This window comes from Streptomyces sp. B21-105 (assembly GCF_036898465.1).
Classification (GTDB): domain Bacteria; phylum Actinomycetota; class Actinomycetes; order Streptomycetales; family Streptomycetaceae; genus Streptomyces.
Map to the genome: position 1 here is coordinate 8,880,958 of NZ_JARUMJ010000001.1, position 17,838 is coordinate 8,898,795.

At 72.6% G+C, this 17,838-nt stretch carries 13 protein-coding genes and 1 pseudogene; 6 read left to right on the plus strand and 8 right to left on the minus strand.

Translation table 11 applies throughout. The features are described from left to right. Window positions 1–53: 53 nt before the first annotated feature. The 6 genes and pseudogenes from QA802_RS39710 to QA802_RS39735 all read right to left on the minus strand — a co-directional run bounded on the left by QA802_RS39710 (window position 54) and on the right by QA802_RS39735 (window position 8,102). Window positions 54–1,439 carry an ABC transporter substrate-binding protein gene (locus QA802_RS39710; protein WP_334533536.1) on the minus strand — a complete coding sequence of 462 codons (1,386 nt, stop codon included), beginning with the start codon at window positions 1,437–1,439 and terminating at the stop codon, window positions 54–56. A gap of 391 nt (window positions 1,440–1,830) precedes the next feature. Then, window positions 1,831–2,970: a LacI family DNA-binding transcriptional regulator gene (locus QA802_RS39715; RefSeq protein ID WP_443042245.1), complete on the minus strand. Its 1,140-nt coding sequence runs from the start codon at window positions 2,968–2,970 to the stop codon at window positions 1,831–1,833. Window positions 2,971–3,499: 529 nt separating this feature from the next. Then, window positions 3,500–4,192 (minus strand): annotated as a pseudogene (locus tag QA802_RS39720) (FadR/GntR family transcriptional regulator); the annotation flags it as partial. An 88-nt stretch (window positions 4,193–4,280) separates the two neighbouring features. Next, complete coding sequence (locus QA802_RS39725) at window positions 4,281–5,324, minus strand: ABC transporter permease (protein ID WP_319167879.1); 1,044 nt, start codon at window positions 5,322–5,324, stop codon at window positions 4,281–4,283. Window positions 5,325–5,326: 2 nt separating this feature from the next. After that, entirely contained in the window at window positions 5,327–6,928 is a 1,602-nt protein-coding gene (locus QA802_RS39730; protein ID WP_334533540.1) for a sugar ABC transporter ATP-binding protein, read from the minus strand. 124 nt (window positions 6,929–7,052) lie between these two features. Further along, window positions 7,053–8,102, minus strand: a complete 1,050-nt coding sequence (locus QA802_RS39735; protein ID WP_334533542.1) for a sugar ABC transporter substrate-binding protein — start codon at window positions 8,100–8,102, stop codon at window positions 7,053–7,055. A gap of 868 nt (window positions 8,103–8,970) precedes the next feature. Here QA802_RS39735 and QA802_RS39740 point away from each other — a divergent pair. From QA802_RS39740 to QA802_RS39765, 6 genes are all read left to right on the plus strand, one after another. Then, complete coding sequence (locus tag QA802_RS39740; RefSeq protein ID WP_334533545.1) at window positions 8,971–9,822, plus strand: fumarylacetoacetate hydrolase family protein; 852 nt, start codon at window positions 8,971–8,973, stop codon at window positions 9,820–9,822. 11 nt (window positions 9,823–9,833) lie between these two features. Further along, on the plus strand, window positions 9,834–11,171 hold the full coding sequence (locus tag QA802_RS39745; RefSeq protein ID WP_334533548.1) for an L-fuconate dehydratase: 1,338 nt from the start codon (window positions 9,834–9,836) through the stop codon (window positions 11,169–11,171). Then, the gene (locus QA802_RS39750) at window positions 11,168–11,926 is read left to right on the plus strand and encodes an SDR family NAD(P)-dependent oxidoreductase (RefSeq protein WP_334533551.1); all 759 of its coding nucleotides are present in this window, start codon (window positions 11,168–11,170) and stop codon (window positions 11,924–11,926) included. Before QA802_RS39745 ends, QA802_RS39750 begins: the two co-directional genes overlap by 4 nt. Then, on the plus strand, window positions 11,923–12,951 hold the full coding sequence (locus tag QA802_RS39755) for an aldo/keto reductase (protein WP_334533554.1): 1,029 nt from the start codon (window positions 11,923–11,925) through the stop codon (window positions 12,949–12,951). The genes QA802_RS39750 and QA802_RS39755 overlap by 4 nt, the downstream gene beginning before the upstream one ends. Then, window positions 12,948–13,259 carry an L-rhamnose mutarotase gene (locus QA802_RS39760; protein ID WP_334533557.1) on the plus strand — a complete coding sequence of 104 codons (312 nt, stop codon included), beginning with the start codon at window positions 12,948–12,950 and terminating at the stop codon, window positions 13,257–13,259. Before QA802_RS39755 ends, QA802_RS39760 begins: the two co-directional genes overlap by 4 nt. A gap of 181 nt (window positions 13,260–13,440) precedes the next feature. Then, entirely contained in the window at window positions 13,441–13,917 is a 477-nt protein-coding gene (locus tag QA802_RS39765; RefSeq protein ID WP_334533560.1) for a hypothetical protein, read from the plus strand. A gap of 85 nt (window positions 13,918–14,002) precedes the next feature. Here the strand turns inward: QA802_RS39765 and QA802_RS39770 are convergent, their stop codons facing one another. Beyond that, window positions 14,003–15,589: a DUF4139 domain-containing protein gene (locus QA802_RS39770; protein ID WP_334533563.1), complete on the minus strand. Its 1,587-nt coding sequence runs from the start codon at window positions 15,587–15,589 to the stop codon at window positions 14,003–14,005. 7 nt (window positions 15,590–15,596) lie between these two features. Continuing rightward, complete coding sequence (locus tag QA802_RS39775) at window positions 15,597–17,717, minus strand: DUF4139 domain-containing protein (RefSeq protein WP_334533565.1); 2,121 nt, start codon at window positions 17,715–17,717, stop codon at window positions 15,597–15,599. Between the last annotated feature and the right edge of the window lie 121 nt (window positions 17,718–17,838).

Here is a 17,838-nt window from a genome sequence, read left to right on the forward strand (position 1 = left end):
CTGGTGGGGGAGCGGGGACGGGTCCCGCCCGTGGAGCGGGACCCGGCGGGCCGTCAGGAGCCGACGGTGAAGCCCTGCTTCTTGGCGTACGCGGTGAGCCTCGACTGCCAGGCGCCGAGCGCGCGGACGGTGTCGGAGCGGTCGGACAGCGACTTGCCGACGGTCTCGGTCCAGTCGGTGGCCGCCTGGTCGAGGAACGGCGGCCACTGGAAGGAGGAGCTGACCGTGGAGCTGATGTCGGCGAAGACCTGGTTGACCTTCTGGCCGCCGTAGAAGGCCGGCGTGTCACCCACGAACGAGGCGTCGGTGAGCAGGGCCTTGGTCGCGGGGAAGAAGAACTGCTCGGTGGCGAACATCTTCGCGCTGGCCGGGTCGCTGTTGAGGAACTGGGCGAACTGGGCGGCCGCGATGGGGTTCTTGGTGGACCGGATGACCGCGGTGGTCGAACCGCCCCAGTTGCCCGAACTCGGCTTCGAGGCGTCCCACTGCGGCAGCGGGGCCGCCCGCCACTTGCCGGAGGTGGCCTTGGCGGAGCCGGAGAGGAACACCGGGCCCCAGGCGGCGGTGATCCAGGTGGCGTACTTGCCCTTGTTGAGCGCGGCGTACCAGGCGTCGGTGAAGTCGGGTTCGACGCCGATGACCCCTTCCCTGGCCAGGCCGCCCCAGTACGCGCCGAGCTTTTGCGACACGGCGTCGTCGACGCTGATGGTGATGTCGCCCTTGCCGGACGTGACGTACGGCTTGGCGCCCGCCTGCCACAGCAGACCGTGCCAGGCGGCGACCTGGCCGCCGGCGAGGTTGGTGAGGTAGACGTCGGGGTCGGCCTTGTGGAGCTTGCGGGCCGCCGCGGCGAACTCGTCCCAGGTGGTGGGGACTTCGATGCCGTGCTCGTCGAAGATGTCCTGCCGGTAGAGCATTCCCATCGGGCCGGTGTCCTGCGGGATCGCCCACACCTCGCCGTTCGTGCCGCTGACCTGCGCCCAGGTCCAGTCGACGAACGTGTCCTTCAGTGCGGCGGCGCCGTGGGGCCGCAGGTCCAGCAGGCTGTTGGTGATCGTGAACGTCGGGATGGCCTGGTACTCGATCTGGACCATGTCGGGAGCGCCGCTGCCGGCCTTCAGCGCGGTACGCAGCTTGGTGTACTGCGGGGTGCCCTGACCGGCGTTGACCACCTTGACCTTGATCGCCGGGTACTTCTTCTCGAAGAGGGCGACCTCCTTGGCGATGTCCGGGACCCACGTCCAGAACGTCAGCTCGGTCGGCGTCTTCATCGCCTTGTCGATGTCGGCCTGGCTCACCGGCTTGGCGGAAGCGGAGGAGCCGCCGCCGCTGTCGCCGCAGGCGGTGAGGGCGGCGCCCAGGGAGACCGCCCCCGCGGCGGTCAGGAAGAGCCGGCGGCTCATCTGGGAGGGGCTGGGGGTGGAGCGGAGTCTGTACATGGTGAACTCCCGCCGATGGCTGAGGAAGGCACGCCGGACGAGGGCATGCGGAACAAGGGGTGACGAGGGAAGGACAGCGATCGGACGTGGCGGCCGGGACACGGATCCGACGGGCCGGGGGTACGTCCTGTGGCCTCACCCGGTGGGCTTGCCGCCGCTGCGGCGGGAGTCCGGTGGCCGGGGGAGGAAGAGGAGTGAGGGAGAGGTGCTGCGGCGGGTCTGCTGCCCGGCCGCGGGGTGAGGAAGGGGAGGGGCGCCCTCGCCGCCGCGGGGTTTCCGCGGCCTGCGGGGGCGTCGGCAGGGGACGGTCGGCGCGGTGACCTGCGCGCGGCCCGGTCCCTGTGATCGTGCGCCCGGAGGTGGAGGCTGTCGCCCGGGCCGCGGGCCCCGGTCAGTTCTGGGCGGGGGCGGTCGCCTGCGCGGGAGGGGCGGGCCCGCCCGCGTCCGGACGGTGGGCGACACGGCGGCCACGATCCCGGGGCGGCCGGGTGGGAGGCGGGCCGGTCGAGGCGCGGAGGATGAGGTCGACCGGTGGCTCGCTCGCCGGCATGGGGTCCGCCTGCGGGTTCTCGATGATGTGCACGAGGCGTTTGATCCCCTCCTGTGCCACGACGTCGAACGGCTGCCGGATCGTGGTGAGCGGAGGAGCCACGTAGGCCGCGACGGGGATGTCGTCGAAGCCGACCACGCTGACGTCGTCCGGCACGCGCCGGCCGGCCTCGGTCAGTGCCCGGATGAGGCCGATGGCCATGTCGTCGTTGGCGGTGAACACCGCGGTCACGCCGGCGTCGGCAGCCAGCCGTCGGCCGGCCGCGTAACCGGAGGCCGCCGACCAGTCGCCTTCGATGACGGGCGGCACCACCCTGCCGTTCGCGACCAGCGCGGAACGCCAGCCCCGGGCACGGTCCCGGGCGGCGAACCACCGCTGCGGCCCGGCCAGATGATGGACCGTCACATGCCCCAGGTCCAGCAGGTGTTCGGTGGCCGTCCGCGCCATGACGTCGGCGCCGACACCGGCCACCAGCGACCTCGGCGCCGAGAACGGCGGCGCGCCGAGGACGAGGACGGGTACGTCCACGTCGAAGCGGGCCGCGAGATCTCCGTCCCGCCCGTCGTCGATCGGCTCGGAGATGACGATGCCGTCCACGCCCTGGTCGAGGAGTGAATGGACGGCGGGGGCGACGCCCGCGGGGTCGCCCTCCATGGTGTTGACCACGCGCAGGGCGTAGCCCGTGTCCCGAACGGCGCGCTCCACGCCCATGATCAGCGAGGCGGGTCCGTACAGGGCGGTTCCCAGTGTCACGACGCCGATCGACCGGGTCCGTCCGGAGGCGAGTGCCCGGGCGGCGTTGTTCAGCCGGTAGCCGAGTTCGTCGGCGGCCTCGAGGACGCGTCGGCGCACATCGGCGGAGACGTACGGCTCGTCGTTGAAGACCCGGGACACCGTCTTCTGCGAGACGCCCGCGACCCGGGCCACGTCCACACTGCGCGGTGCGCCGGAACTGCCGGCCCGTCTTGCCCCTCGCGTCATGGCGTCTCCCGGCCGTCGTGATGGTTCCAGCGGCACCGGTGGACGTCTGCCCGGCCGGTTCCGTCTGACTGCGCTGCCATGTCTACGCAGTCAGACGGAAGCCGTCAAGTGTCCGGAATACATTCGTGACGCCCTCGGAACCCGAGGGGCGGGCCCGTCGGGCGTCCTGCGGGAATAAGCAGGTGCGGGGTCCGTCGCATGTCTTGACGTCCCGCCTCTGACTGCGTAGACATATCCGGGAAGAGAGTGGCCGGAATGCGGTGGCGCGCCCCGAGTCCGGCGTGCCGAGCCTTGTGCCGCGCGTGCCCATGGCGTTGCCGGGAAGCTCTCAAAGGGTCGGTGTCACTCCCGTGCGCCCGGGGTGCGAGCCGGAGACCGATCCGGCCGCCGGTGCCGCCGTACCGGAGACGGCGCCCGGGGTGCGGGCCGGGCCGCCGCCGGGACCGGGCGGGGCAGGGACCGCACGAGAGGCGGAGCGGACGGCCTCGGGCATGGCGAAAGAGTCGGAAGAGCCGGAAGGGCCGGGCGCCGGCGGTTCGTCCGAGGCGTCGGTCAGGCTGGCGGCCAGCCACTGCTCGACGGCGGTGATGTGGACGGTCGCGGCGGAGGCGGCGAGCAGGGCGTCGCGTGACGTGAGCGCGGCGAGGATCTGCTCGTGGTCCCGGTGGGCGTGGTCCAGGGCGTGCCGGGTCCGGCTGCCGCGGACGATCCGGACCCGCTGGGTGCGGGTGGAGACCACCTGCAGCAGCGTCGAGAGGACGGGGTTGCCGACGGCTTCGACGATCCTGAGGTGGAAGGCCGTGTCGTGCGCGACGAACTCCTCCACGGTGGCGACGCTCCGGGACCGGTCGAGGATGCCCCGCAGCTCCAGGAGGTCGTCCGGCGTCAGCAGCGCGGCGGCCAGTCCCGTCGCCTGCGGTTCGAGCAGTCGGCGCACCTGGAGCAGCTGCAGAGCCGCGTGGCCCTGGGAGACGTCGGCGGCGAAGGACAGGGTCTCCAGCAGGAGATGGGGCTCCAGGCTGGAGACGTAGGTGCCGTCGCCCTGACGCGTGATCAGGATCCGCATGGCGGCCAGCGCCCGGACGGCCTCGCGCAGCGAGCTCCGGGACAGTCCGAGCTGTTCGGCGAGCATCTCCTCCTTCGGCAGCCGGGAACCGGGCGCGAGCTCGCCGGCGACGATCATCGCCTTGATCTTGTCGATCGCGTCGTCCGTCAGTGCCACGAGCGGGCCTCTCCGTGCTGGGGGGTGTGTGGTGCGGCGGCTCTGCCGGGCGCGGCACGGCGCCGGCAGAGCCGCGGGTGGGAGGCGGTTACTCCTGCTTCTCGCCGGAGGCGAAGCGCGAGATGATCAAGGCGACGATGATGATGGCGCCGTTGAGGAACTGGTTCCACAGCGGCGGCACGCCCGCCAGCGTCATGACGTTCACGACCAGCTGCAGGGTGAGGACGCCGGTGAGGGCACCGAAGACGGAACCCTTGCCGCCGTTGAGGCTGACCCCGCCGATCACCGTCGCGGCGAAGACCTGGAAGATCCAGCCGCTGCCCTGGGTGGCGGAGATGGAGCCGTAGTGGCCGCTGTAGAGGATGCCGGCGAACGCGGCGAGGACGCTGCCGAGGATGAGGACGATCCACACGATGCGGTCGACGCGGATGCCCGCGGTGCGGGCGGCCTCCGCGTTGCCGCCGATCGCGTACAGCGCCCTGCCGTGACGCAGCCAGGCCAGTGCGCTGCCCCCGACGGCGAAGAGCAGCGCGCACACCCAGATGGCGGCGGGCATGCCCAGCCAGGACGCCTTGCCCAGGTAGGTGAAGGACGAGGGCAGCTCGACGATGGACTGGCCCTCGGAGAGAGCGACCTGCAGACCGCGGAGCATGGTCAGCGCGCCGAGTGTGACGATGAAGCCGTTGAGGCGCAGCTTGAGGATGAGGAAGCCGTTGACGGCGCCGATCAGCGCGCCGACCAGCAGGCAGAGCGGGACGGCAGTCCACTCGGGAAGCAGGCCGAGTCCGTTGAACCGGCCGCCGCTGGAGGGCAGTACGAGCCAGACGGCGATGACGGGAGCCACGCCGATGGTGGACTCCAGCGACAGGTCCATCCGTCCGGCGATCAGGATGAACGTCGTGGCGAGCACCAGCAGACTCAGCTCGGTGGACTGCTGAGCCACACCGATCAGGTTGTCGGCGGTGAGGAAGGCCGGCGAGACGATGAACCCGATCAGGCCCAGGACGAGGATGGCCGGAACCAGGGACAGCTCACGGAAGCGTCCGAGGTCGACCCGGCGGCGGACGGTGTCGTCGGCGGCCGGCCCCGCCTTGCTCGCGGTGGGCTCGGTGAGATCTGTGGTGGCGGACATGACTACCTTCCGTGCTCGTCTGCGCCGGATGAGGCGGACAGGGGTGACGCGATGGTGTGGGCCGTGTCGCCAGAGACGCCCTCGATGGCGGCGACGAGGTCCTCGTCCCGCCAGCCGCGGTCGAACTCGGCGACGACCCGCCCGTGGAACATGACGAGGACCCGGTCACAGACCTTGAGGTCGTCCAGCTCGTCGGAGACGATCAGCGCGGCCTTGTCGTCGTCCGCGACCTGCCGGATCCTGCCGAGCAGGAACTCCTTGGACTTGACGTCCACGCCGTTGGTGGGCCGGATGGCCACCAGGACGTCGGGGACGGTGGCCAGGGCGCGCGCGACGACGACCTTCTGCTGGTTGCCGCCGGAGAGGGCGGAGACCGGGGTGGCGGCTCCGGGGGTCTTGATGTCGAGGTCGCGGATCATGTTCCGGGCGAACGCCCTGGTCCGGGCGGGCAGCACCGTGCCGAACGGGCCGAGCTGGTCGGTGACGGTCAGGGTGGCGTTCTCCGCCACGCTGCGGTTGCCGACCAGTCCCTGGAGGTGGCGGTCCTCGGGGACGAAGCCGACCCCGGCGGCGAGCGCGGACGGCACGCTGCCGGTGCGCACGGCCCTGTCGCGGACCGAGATCCGGCCCGCCCTGGCCCGGTGCAGCCCGGCGATCGCCTCGCCGACCTGCACATTGCCGCTGGCCGTCGCGCCGGCGAGGCCGACGACCTCGCCGGCGCGGACCGCGAAGGAGATGTCCTCGCAGGCGCCGGGCAGCGTCAGCGCGTCCAGCGTCAGCAGTTGTGCGGCGCCCGCCCGCGCGACCGGGGGCCGGCCCGCGGCGCCGACCACGGCGGCGGACTCGCCGGTCATGGCCTCCACCAGGGCCTGGTGCCCGAGCTCCGCGACGGGCGCGGTGAGGATGTGGGCCGCGTCGCGGTAGACGGTGACGGTGCTGCAGAGGTCGTACACCTCTTGCAGGTGGTGCGAGATGAACAGGAACGCGACGCCCTGGGCCTGGAGGTCCCGCAGCTTGTCGAACAGCCGCTCGATGCCGCGGGCGTCGAGCTTGGCGGTCGGCTCGTCGAGGATGATGAAGCGCGCGCCGAAGGACAGGGCCCGGGCGATCTCGACGAACTGACGCTGCTCGACGGTGAGGTCCCTGGCCCGCGCGGTGGGGTCGACGGCCACGCCGTACTCGGCGAGCAGTTCCTCGGCCCGCCGGCGCAGCTGCTTCCAGCGGATGGGCCGGACCGCGCCGCCGCTCTGCCGGTTCAGGAAGAGGTTCTCCGCGACCGTCAGCTCACCGATGATCGTGGATCGCTGGTAGACGCAGGCGACGCGGGAGCGCCAGGCGTCGATGTCGCCGACGGCGGGGGCGGGCTCGCCGGTAAAGCGCAGCGTCCCGGTGTCGGACTGCTGGAGGCCGGTGAGGATCGACACGAGCGTCGACTTGCCGGCGCCGTTGCGTCCGACCAGGGCGTGCGACTCGCCCGGGGCGACGGCGATACGGGCGTCGCGCAGCGCGACGGTCGCGCCGAATCGTTTGCTGATGCCGGTCGCCTCGGCCACCGGGGCCGGGGTGCCGGGGCCGGCCGCAGGCGCGGTCGCGGTGTCCGCCATGGTGGATACCGTCCTTCGGGTACGGGGGCTGGGGCTGGACCGGGGGCGGGTGGGCACCCCGGCCGGAGGGAGGGCGTCGGGCGTCGTCCGTCCCCCCGGCGCGGCGTGCTGGGACTGCCGGTCGTCAGCCGACGTTGTTGCCCCACAGGGTCTTGTCGTCCACGTTGTCCTTGGTGACCAGCGGCGCCGGCAGCTGGTCCTCGAGGCCGTTGGGGATCTTGATGATCGTGGAGTCGTGGTCGGTGGCGCCCGGCTCGAAGGTCTTGCCCTCGGCCGCGGCCTCGGCGTAGTACAGCGCGTACTTGGCGTAGAGGTCCGCGGGCTGGGAGACGGTGGCGTCGATCTGGCCCTTGCGGATGGCGTCGAACTCCTGCGGGATGCCGTCGTTGGAGACGATGGAGATGTGGCCCTTCTGGCCGGCCGGCTTGAGCAGGCCCTTCTGCTCCAGCAGGGCCAGCGTCGGCTGCAGGAAGACACCGCCGGCCTGCATGTAGACGCCGTTCAGGTCGGGGTGCTGGGCGAGCAGGCTCTGCAGCTTGGCGGAGGCCACGTCGCCCTTCCAGTCGGTGGGCAGCTCGAACACCTTGATCTTCGGGAACTTCGTCTTCATGCACTCCGCAAACGCCTCGGAGCGGTCGCGCCCGTTGATCGAGTCCAGGGCCCCCTGGAGTTCGGCGACCTTGCCCGTGCCGCCCAGCTGCTTGCCGAGGAACTCGCAGGCCTTGGTGCCGTACGCACGGTTGTCCGCGCGGACGACCATGTAGACGTCGCCCTTGTCGGGTCTGGTGTCGACGCTGACCACGGGGATCTTCTTCGACGCGAGGGTGTCGAGGGTGGAGGCGATGGCGCCGGTGTCCTGGGGGGCCATGACGATGGCCTTGGCGCCGGTGTTCTGGAACACCTGGACGTTGGCGACCAGCTTGGTGACGTCGTTCTGCGAGTTGCTGAGCGGCAGGGCGTTGAGGCCGCCCGTCTTGATGTCGCCCTTGACGTACTGCGCGTAGGAGTTCCAGAAGTCGGAGTCGGAGCGCGGCAGGTCGATGCCGAGGGCGGGCTTGTCACCGCCCGCGGCCGTCGAGCCGGTGCTCTCGCGATTGCACGCGGTGGCGAGGGCCAGGACCGCGACGACGGCGGTGACGGCTGCGGCGGTGGAACGGGTGTGAGCGAGCTTCATGGCCGTGTTATCTCCTTAGCCAGGGGCACAGGGCCGCAGGGCGACGGTGGGAAGGGGAGGCGTACCCGCCTGTCGGGAGGGGGCGGAGCCGCCGGCCGGGCACGTGCCGGTCCGGTGCCGAATGCGCGGATCGTGCCCGAGGAGAAGGGGATGAGGGTCAGCCGGTGACCGAGAGGGTGGCAGCGGGACGGCCACACGGGTGCGGCCCGAACGGCGCACCGATCGATGCGAACCATTCCTCCGATGTATCTCGGACGACCAGGACGTTACGACGACGTTGCCGGGATGCACAAGAGTCCACGGTCGACGATTTGCGCCGGATCGTGCCGCGAGCCGCCCAGGCGGTGCTCCGGCTCCCGGGATTGCTGGTCGTCATGCCTTTCGACCTGGGATTTCAAGGACGCGCAGGCTTCGGGCGATGGGTTGCCGTGGGCTCACGATTCGGCAACGACGTCGCCGGAAGGCGGCTTCGGAGTGGAGGGAGCCGCCCCGGAGCCGGTGCCCCTCTTCGGGGCAATCGGTGGCATGTCTGCTCATCTCGCTCTCGTCCCGCCGTCATCGAGGCGGATCTTCGAGCGCGCGGCACGGGATTCATCGGAGGGTGGGACGTGTGACGCCCCTCACGCCGGGGCATCACCATGGCCGAGCGGGCCCGGAGGGCACCGCTCCGACTAGGGCGCAGAAATACATCCGAGGAATCCATTGTCAGCTGCGGATTCGGCATCTATGGTCACTCTGCCGCCATACATCCGATGACTGCTTGCACGGATGAGTGAGTACCGCGGAACGGTCCATGCCCGGACGACCCGACGTCCCCGGCCCACGGCCGTCCCACACACGAAACCCGCATGGCAGAGGAGTTGCCCCAGTGAAACTGCTTCGAGTCGGCGCCCCCGGACAGGAGCGCCCCGCCGTCCGCACCGACGACGGCCGGCTGCTGGACCTGTCGTCCGTGACGCCGGACATCGACGGCCCCTTCCTGGCCTCGGGCGGAGTCGACCGGGCCCGCGCCGCCGTCACGGCGGGAGAACTGCCCGAGCTCGACGCGGAGACCTTGCGCGTCGGGGCTCCCGTCACCCGCCCCGGCAAGATCGTCTGCGTCGGTCTGAACTACCGCGACCACGCCGCCGAGACCGGTGCGGCGATCCCCCCGCGCCCGGTGGTCTTCATGAAGGACCCCGGCACGGTGGTCGGCCCGTACGACGAGGTGCTGATCCCCCGGGGCTCCGTGAAGACCGACTGGGAGGTCGAACTCGCGGTCGTCATCGGACGCCGGGCCCGCTACCTCGACGGCCCCGGCGCCGCGCGGTCCGTGATCGCGGGATACGCCGTCAGCCACGACGTCTCCGAGCGCGAGTTCCAGCTCGACTACTCGTCCCAGTGGGACCTCGGCAAGTCCTGCGAGACCTTCAACCCGCTCGGCCCCTGGCTCGTCACCGCCGACGAGGTCGGCGACCCGCAGAACCTCGGCCTGCACCTGAGCGTCAACGGCGTGAAGCGGCAACAGGGCCGTACCGCAGACATGATCTTCGCGGTCGACCACCTCGTGGCCTACCTGAGCCAGTACATGGTCCTGGAACCGGGCGACGTGATCAACACCGGTACCCCCGCGGGCGTCGCGCTGGGACTCCCCGGCACTCCCTACCTGCGTCCCGGCGACACCGTCGAGCTCGCCATCGACGGCCTCGGCGGCCAGCGCCAGACCTTCGCCCAAGCGTGAGAGGCACCACCTTGACTGCAACCTGCTCCCGGATCACCGCGGTCGACACCTACGACGTCCGCTTCCCCACCTCGCGGGAACTCGACGGCTCCGACGCGATGAACCCGGATCCCGACTACTCCGCCGCCTATGTCGTCCTGCGCACCGACGCCCGTGACGGACACGAGGGCCACGGCTTCACCTTCACCATCGGACGCGGCAACGACGTCCAGGTCGCCGCGATCGGAGCGCTGAGACCCCACCTGGTCGGGCGCTCCGTCGAGGAACTGTGCGCCGACCCGGGCTCGCTCAGCCGCGACCTGATCGGCGACAGCCAGCTGCGCTGGCTCGGCCCCGAGAAGGGCGTGATGCACATGGCGATCGGCGCCGTGCTCAACGCCGTGTGGGACCTCGCCGCCAAGCGGGAGGACAAGCCGCTGTGGCAGCTGCTCGCCCACGCCGACCCCGAATGGCTGGTCTCCCAGGTCGACTTCCGCTACATCGCCGACGCCCTCACCCCCGAGGACGCCCTGAGCCTGCTGCGCGAGGGCCGCACCGGCATCGCGGAGCGGGAGGCGATGCTGCGCGAGACCGGCTACCCGGGCTACACCACCTCCCCGGGCTGGCTCGGCTACTCCGACGACAAGCTCACCCGGCTGGCCAAGCAGGCCGTCGCCGACGGCTTCACCCAGATCAAGCTGAAGGTCGGCGCGGACCTGGACGACGACATCCGCCGCCTGCGCACCGCGCGTGCCGCCGTCGGCGACGGGATCCGCATCGCCATCGACGCCAACCAGCGGTGGAACGTGGACGAGGCGATCGAGTGGACCAACGCGCTCGCCGAGTTCGACCCGTACTGGATCGAGGAGCCCACCAGCCCGGACGACGTCCTCGGCCACGCCTCCGTGCGCCGCGCGGTCGCCCCCGTGAAGGTCGCCACCGGCGAGCACGTGCAGAACCGCATCGTCTTCAAGCAGCTCCTCCAGGCCGGCGCCATCGACGTCCTCCAGATCGACGCCGCCCGGGTCGGCGGAGTCAACGAGAACCTCGCGATCCTGCTGCTCGCCGCCAAGTTCGGGGTCCCGGTCTGCCCGCACGCCGGCGGGGTCGGCCTGTGCGAGCTGGTGCAGCACCTGTCGATGTTCGACTACCTGGCGCTGTCCGGCACGACCGAGAACCGCGTCATCGAGTTCGTCGACCACCTTCACGAGCACTTCACCGCGCCCGTCGTCATGCGCGACGGCCACTACCGGGCACCGCTCGCCCCCGGGTTCTCCGCCACCATGCGCGAGGAGTCCATCACCGCGTACCGCTACCCGGACGGCGCCTTCTGGACCGCCGACCGCGCTGCTCAGGAAGGAACGGCATGACCGATCTGTCAGGGCTCAGGGCGGTCGTCACCGGAGGCGCGTCCGGCATCGGCCTCGCGACCGCCCGCACGCTGGCGGCGCGGGGCGCGGCGGTCGCCGTCCTCGACCTCGACCCGGACGGGGTCGGCGAACCGCTGCTCGGCCTCCGGGCCGACGTCACGGACGACGCCTCGGTGCGCGCCGCCGTGCAGCAGGCCGCCGAGCGGCTCGGCGGCCTGGACATCGTGGTCAACAACGCGGGCATCGGCGCGGTGGGCACCATCGAGGACAACCCGGACGACGACTGGCACCGGGTCCTGGACGTCAACGTCCTCGGCATCGTGCGCGTCACCCGCGCCGCCCTGCCGCATCTGCGCCGCTCCGCCCACGCGGCGGTCGTCAACACCTGCTCGATCGGCGCCACCGCGGGCCTCCCGCAGCGCGCCCTGTACTGCGCCAGCAAGGGCGCGGTCCTCTCGCTCACTCTCGCCATGGCCGCCGACCACGTCCGCGAGGGCATCCGCGTCAACTGCGTGAACCCCGGCACGGCCGACACCCCGTGGGTCTCCCGGCTCCTCGACGCCGCCGACGACCCCGAGAGCGAGCGCGCCGCCCTCAACGCCCGCCAGCCCATGGGACGCCTGGTCACAGCGGACGAAGTCGCGGCCGCCATCGTCTACCTGGCGAGCCCCGCTGCGGCCTCCGTCACCGGCACCTCGCTCGCGGTGGACGGCGGCATGCAGGGGCTCCGGATGCGCCCGGCGGACCCGTCGTGAGGACCACGCGGCTGGGGGCCGGCGCGGTGACGGTGTCGGAGCTGGCGCTGGGCTGCGCCGCCCTCGGCAACCTCTACCGGCCGGTCTCCGAAGACGCCGCCCGTGCCACGGTGGACGCCGCCTGGGACGTCGGCATCCGCACGTTCGACACCGCCCCCCACTACGGCCTCGGCCTGTCCGAACGGCGGCTCGGCGCCGCGCTGCGCGACCGCCCCCGGGACTCCTACACCCTCTCCACCAAGGTGGGCCGGCTGCTCGTCCCGCATCCGCAGGGGGACGCCGACGACGACCTCGATCACGGCTTCGCCGTCTCGGCCACCCACCGCCGCGTGTGGGACTTCAGCGCCGACGGCGTGTCGCGCTCCCTGGAGGCGAGCCTCGAACGACTCGGCGTCGACCGCGTCGACGTGGCCCTGCTGCACGACCCCGACGACCACGCCGAGCAGGCGCTCCGCGAGGCGTATCCGGCACTGGAGCGGCTGCGCGCGGAAGGGGTGGTCGGCGCGATCGGCATCGGCATGAACCAGTCGGCGCTGCCCGCCCGGTTCGTGCGCGAGACCGACATCGACGTGGTCCTGCTGGCCGGCCGCTACACGCTCCTGGACCAGGAAGGGCTCGCCGAGCTGCTCCCGCAGGCCGCCGCCCGCGGCTGTGGCGTCGTCGTCGGCGGAGTGTTCAACTCCGGTCTGCTCACCGCGCCCCGGCCCGGTGCCACCTACGACTACGCACCGGCTCCGCAACCCGTGCTCGACCGGGCGCTGCGGCTGCTCGAGGTCTGCGAACGCCACGGCGTACCGCTGCGGGCCGCCGCGCTGCGCTTCCCGTTCGGCCATCCCGCGGTCGCGAGCGTCCTCACCGGGGCGCGGTCGCCGCAGGAGGTGCACGACACCGTGGATCAGCTGCGACGCCCGATCCCGGACGCCCTGTGGGACGAGCTGCGCGCCGAGGGCCTGCTCGACCCGGACACCCCCGTCCCCTCCGCCACGCCGAGCGGGCCGTCCGCACCGCCCGAGGAGCCGTCATGAAGGTCGCCCTGCACACCAAGGTCCGCGCCGACCGCGTCGAGGAGTACGAGGCCGCACACCGCGAGGTGCCCGAGGAGCTGACCGCCGCCATCCGCGCCGCGGGGGTGAGCGAGTGGACCATCTGGCGCAGCGGCACCGACCTGTTCCACCTGCTGGACGTCGAGGACTACCCGGCGATGATCGCCGAACTCGAGAGACTGCCCGTCAACACCGCGTGGCAGACGCGGATGGCCGACCTGCTCGACGTCGCCCACGACTACTCCGCGACCGGCGCGACCGCCTCACTGCCGGTGGTGTGGCAGCTGTGAACACGCCGCACGGGTCGCGGCACGGGGCGCCGCGCGCCATGGGAAAACGTCCGGTCCTGCCGATCTCCGATGACGGATGACGTGAGCCCGCGCAAACACAGTCGCCGTCCGACGCCGTGATTCGGCAGGATGATCCCCGTGGCCACCGCACCACCGCACCGGGCACCACGGGAGATGCCGCATGACTGACTGCTATCCGTACCGCGTCGCCACCGCGGAAGGGGAAGTGATCCTGATCTGGCGGCCCGGTGGGGGCGACGACCCCGATGCGCTCGCTGTCGACGGTGTGGGAAGGCTTCTCGCGTTCCACGACCTCGACGCGCTCCAGGACCACTGCGACCGCGACGGCCGTTGCCTCGTCCGGGAGGGCGAGGCCGCGCTCGATCTCGCCGCCGTAGATCGGTGGGTGCGACACCCCGGCCACGAGCCGGTCTCGGCGGGACTGCTGCTGGACGCCTGGAACTTCTTCGACGACCTCTCCCGGAGTGTGGACGTCGGCCCGCCCCTGCCCTCCCGGGGATCGCTGCAGGACGTCGCCTACGAGAAGATCTTCGGCGGCGAAGCCCGGACGGACGAGGAGACCGCGGCCGTGCGCGAACTGCTCCGCGTGGGGCTGCAGTCGTGGGAGCAGGCCGTGAACACCTCCGCCACCGGCTGACCGGGGTCGGGCCTCCCCGCCCACCCGGTCCGGGGCCGCTGCGTCGAGGCGCCGACGACGGGACCGCCGTCCAGCCGCCGGTCCGTCACAGGCCGGCGACTTTACCGCTCGCCGTCATCTCGTAGACGAGGGTGACGGTGCGGTGGCCGCCGGGGGCGAGAGCGAGGTTCCACCGGACGATGCCGTCGGCGTCGACGGCGTCCGGGGGTGGCGAACAGGCGTCTTCGCGCAGGCGCGTCTGCACGGCGGAGATCTCGGAGACGGGAATCCGTTCGCGCACGACGACAGCCCCTTCGGGGGAGACGCCCGGGGCGCCGGAGGAGGTCGGGGCGTCGGGGGCGGAGAAGCGGGACAGATGGAGCCGGACGGTGCGGGTCAGCACGGTCCGCTGGGTGAGGGGCGAGGTGTCGCGGACCTCCTCGGTGTGACGGACGACGCGGTGGTCGTCGAGGCTGCCGAAGGCGAGTTCGGCGCGGGCGGCGGGAGCGGTGAAGTCCAGTGTGCCGCGCCCGCTGTACCCACTGCGGCGCACCAGGTCGACGGGGCCGGCGAGCAGGGCGTGGCCGGACAGGTTGTCGAACCGGGCCACCTGGGTGACCAGCGGGGACAGTTCGGGCGCGCAGGCGTGCTCGACGCTCGCGGTCGTGGTGAAGACGGACAGCGGCACGCGATGGGCGCGGCCGTCCCCGGGCACGCCCACCGGCGCGGGGGCGCGCAGCACCCGTGTCTCGCCGCCGTCGTCCACTCCCGGCAGACCGACCACCGGTGTCGGGCCGAGGTCCGCGATCTCCTCCTCGCGCAGCTCGACGTCGACGCTGCGGCGTTCCGCGGGGGAGCGGTCCTGGAGGGTGAGCCGGTCCTCGCGCAGCCTCGGCGGGGCGGCAGCTTGCGCCGACCGGGCCGTGGACAGGGTCAGCGCCACGTCGGACCAGTCCTCGCCGGTGCGCTGCCAGACCATCGCGTCGGTCTCCAGGGTGAGCAGTTCCCCGTCGAGCACGGCCCGGTAGACGGGCCGCCAGAGCGCACAGGCGGTGAGATGGCTCAGCCGCAGACCGGCCGGTCCCGCGGCCGCGGCCTCCACGGTCAGCTCGATGTGGCCGGTCAGTTCGGCCGGTTCTTCCTCGGCCAGGTCCATGGCCTGCCGAGCCGCCGTGAGTTCGGCGGTGCGGTCGGCGAACCGGGCGTCCACGGCGCGCAGTCGCTCCTCGCAGGAATCCCGCTCGCCGTCCAGACGGTCCAGTTCGCGGTCCCAGCGGGGCCCCTCGACCTCGCCGTGACCGGCGCCCTCACCGATCTCGCGCAGCAGATCGGCGGCGAGACGGCCGAGCGTGTCCAGACGGGTGCGCAGCCGGTCGCGCCGGCGGCCCAGGACGCGCAACTCCTCTTCGAGGGCGTGCGCGCGGTGCCGCAGCGGGGTGTCGTCGTCGGTGGGCCCGGGGCCACGCGGGCTCCACTCGCGGACGATCCGCGCGTCGAGCACGGTCGCCGGGGCGTCGGCGGTGAGCTCGGCGTGCAGCGTGCGGTCGACGGCCAGCGCGCTCACCGGGCCCAGCCGCAGCCGCTGGACCCCGGCCTCGAGGTCGAGGACGGCGGTGCGCTCGACGTGGGCGCGGTCCTCCAGACACGTGACGGCCGTGACGGGCAGGGGGATCGGCTCGGGTGCCGTGGACATGGGTGCGTCAGCTCCTGCGGTTGCCGCCGGCCAAGGACTTGGCGGAGGGGATGCGGATCTCGTAGCCGCCGTCGAGGGCGGTGGTGGCGCCTGCGGGCAGCTCCACCCGCCAGACGCGGGTGCCGGGCGCGTGCTGTTCGGCGTCCGCGTCCGTCCGGGGCGGTGCCCAGTCGGCGCGTTCCTCGATCCGGACGTCCGCGTCGGAGGAGACCGGAACCCGTTCGCGGACCTCGACGGTGACGGGCTCGGCGAGCCGGTTGGCCAGCTCCACGTGGATCCGGTGGTCGAGCACGGTGGTCGTGTTGCGCAGCCCGGACGTCGACTCGTGCAGATTCGTGCGGCGGGTGACCCGGACGCCCTCGGCCTGCCCCAGCCCCACCCGGCACACACCGCCGGGCGCGAGGGTGGGCAGCGCCGCGGTCAGCAGGAAGTCCTGGCCGGCGGTGACCTCCACGGGGCCCGCCAGCAGCGCCTGGCCGGTGGCGTTGGAGAGCGCCAGCGTCGCGTACACGGTCTGCTCCACGGACGGCACACAGAGGTACTCGGTGCGCAGACCGACCGCGATCTCTCCGACGGTGACGGTGTGCCAGGTGCCGTCGGACGGGATGTCGGCGCGGGCGACGGCGTCGAAGCGGTGGTCGAACGAACCCGCCGACTCACGGGGCCGCACGGCGTGTGCGGGCAGCGGCAGCGCGGCCACGCTCTCGGCGCGGCGCCGGTACTCGGCAGCCGTCGGGTCGAACGGCACGTCGGGGAACAGCCTGCCTCGGCGGGCGTGCTGTTCTTCCGGTCCGCTCAGGACGAGAGCCGTGTAGTCGAGTTCGGACCCGCTCGGCCGCGGCGGACCGGCCTGACCGGTCGGACCGGAGCCCGCGGGTGCGGGGGCGGGAGGCCGCGGCGGCGCGGCCCGGCCGGGGGCCGCGGGCATGGCCGGGGGAGCCATGGCGGCCGACGACGCGGGGAAGCGGCTCCCGCCGCCGAAAGCCTGCGGGGCGGCACTGCCGGCCATCGGAGCGGGAGGCGGCGCCCCATAACCAGGCGGCGCCGCGGTGAGCGGCTGGTCGTACCCCTGCGGCGCCATCGGGATGGGCATGGGCATGGTCATCGGCGGCAGCGGGGGAGCGGGGGCACCGGCCACGGCCACGGCCACGGGCACCGGGCGTCCCTCGGCGCCACCGGCCGCGTGGGTCACGGTGGGACGGCGACCGGCCGCGTCGTACCCGGCGAACAAATCGGCCAGCCCCGACGGCGGTTCGCGCCAGCCGGAGGGCGTGGGGCCCGGCTGACGGCGTCCGATGCGCAGTGAGCGGAGCCTGGGCAGGTCGGTACGCCGCCCGAGGTCGGCGGTGGCCAGGGCGAGCCGGACGCCGGTCCAGTCCTCGCCGGTGCGCTGAGCGATGGAGGCGCGCAGCACCAGACGGCCGCTGCTCTCGCCCTGACGGTGCGTGAGCCGGTAGGCCGGCGCCCAGATCGCGCCCGGCACCGCGTACTCCACCTCCACCCCCGCCTGCCCTTCGGCGTCACCGGCGCCGTCGAAGGTCACCAGCGCGGAGACCGTGGTCCGCACGTGCGCGGCCGGTGCGTCGGTGGAGGCGCGGGCGAGCCGGTCGGCGGCGACCGTGAGGGCGTGCTCGGCCCGGCCCAGCGCCTCCTGCGACTCGGCGAGGCGGGAGTGCAGTCGGGTGAGCCGTTCGTCGACGAAGTCCGCGAGCGCCAGCCACGCGTCGACCGGGGTGCGGCGGTGCGGGTCGTCCCGCCTGCGGGTCGGGGGGACCGGACGCAGAGCCTTGACCTCGTCGATCAGCCGCACCTGCCGGTCGTGGCGTGCCCGCGCCGCCGCGCACTCCTCGCGCAGCCTCTCCACCTCGCTGTGCGACGCGTCGGGCACAGTGGTGCCGAGCGGCTCCGCCTCGACGTCCACTCGCGCCTCGATGACGCGTGGGCCCTTCCCGCCCGTGACCCGGACGCGCAGGGATCCGGCGTCCAGCGTGCGCGGGAGACCCGTCACCCGGACCCGGCCGCCCGGCGGCACGCTGCCCCGGGCCAGGCGGCGGCAGACAGCGCCCTGCGCGTACACCACGACCGAATCGAGGGCCGACCCCCACCTCGGTGCTGTCCCAGCCGTCATGTGCTCCGCCCCCGTCATGTCAGTGCTGGACGAAGCCTACGTCCAGGGCGACCGGGGCGACCGGCCCTGTGGACGAAGCCGCCGCCGCCGCGACCGAGCCGGGCAGGCTGACAAGCGACGC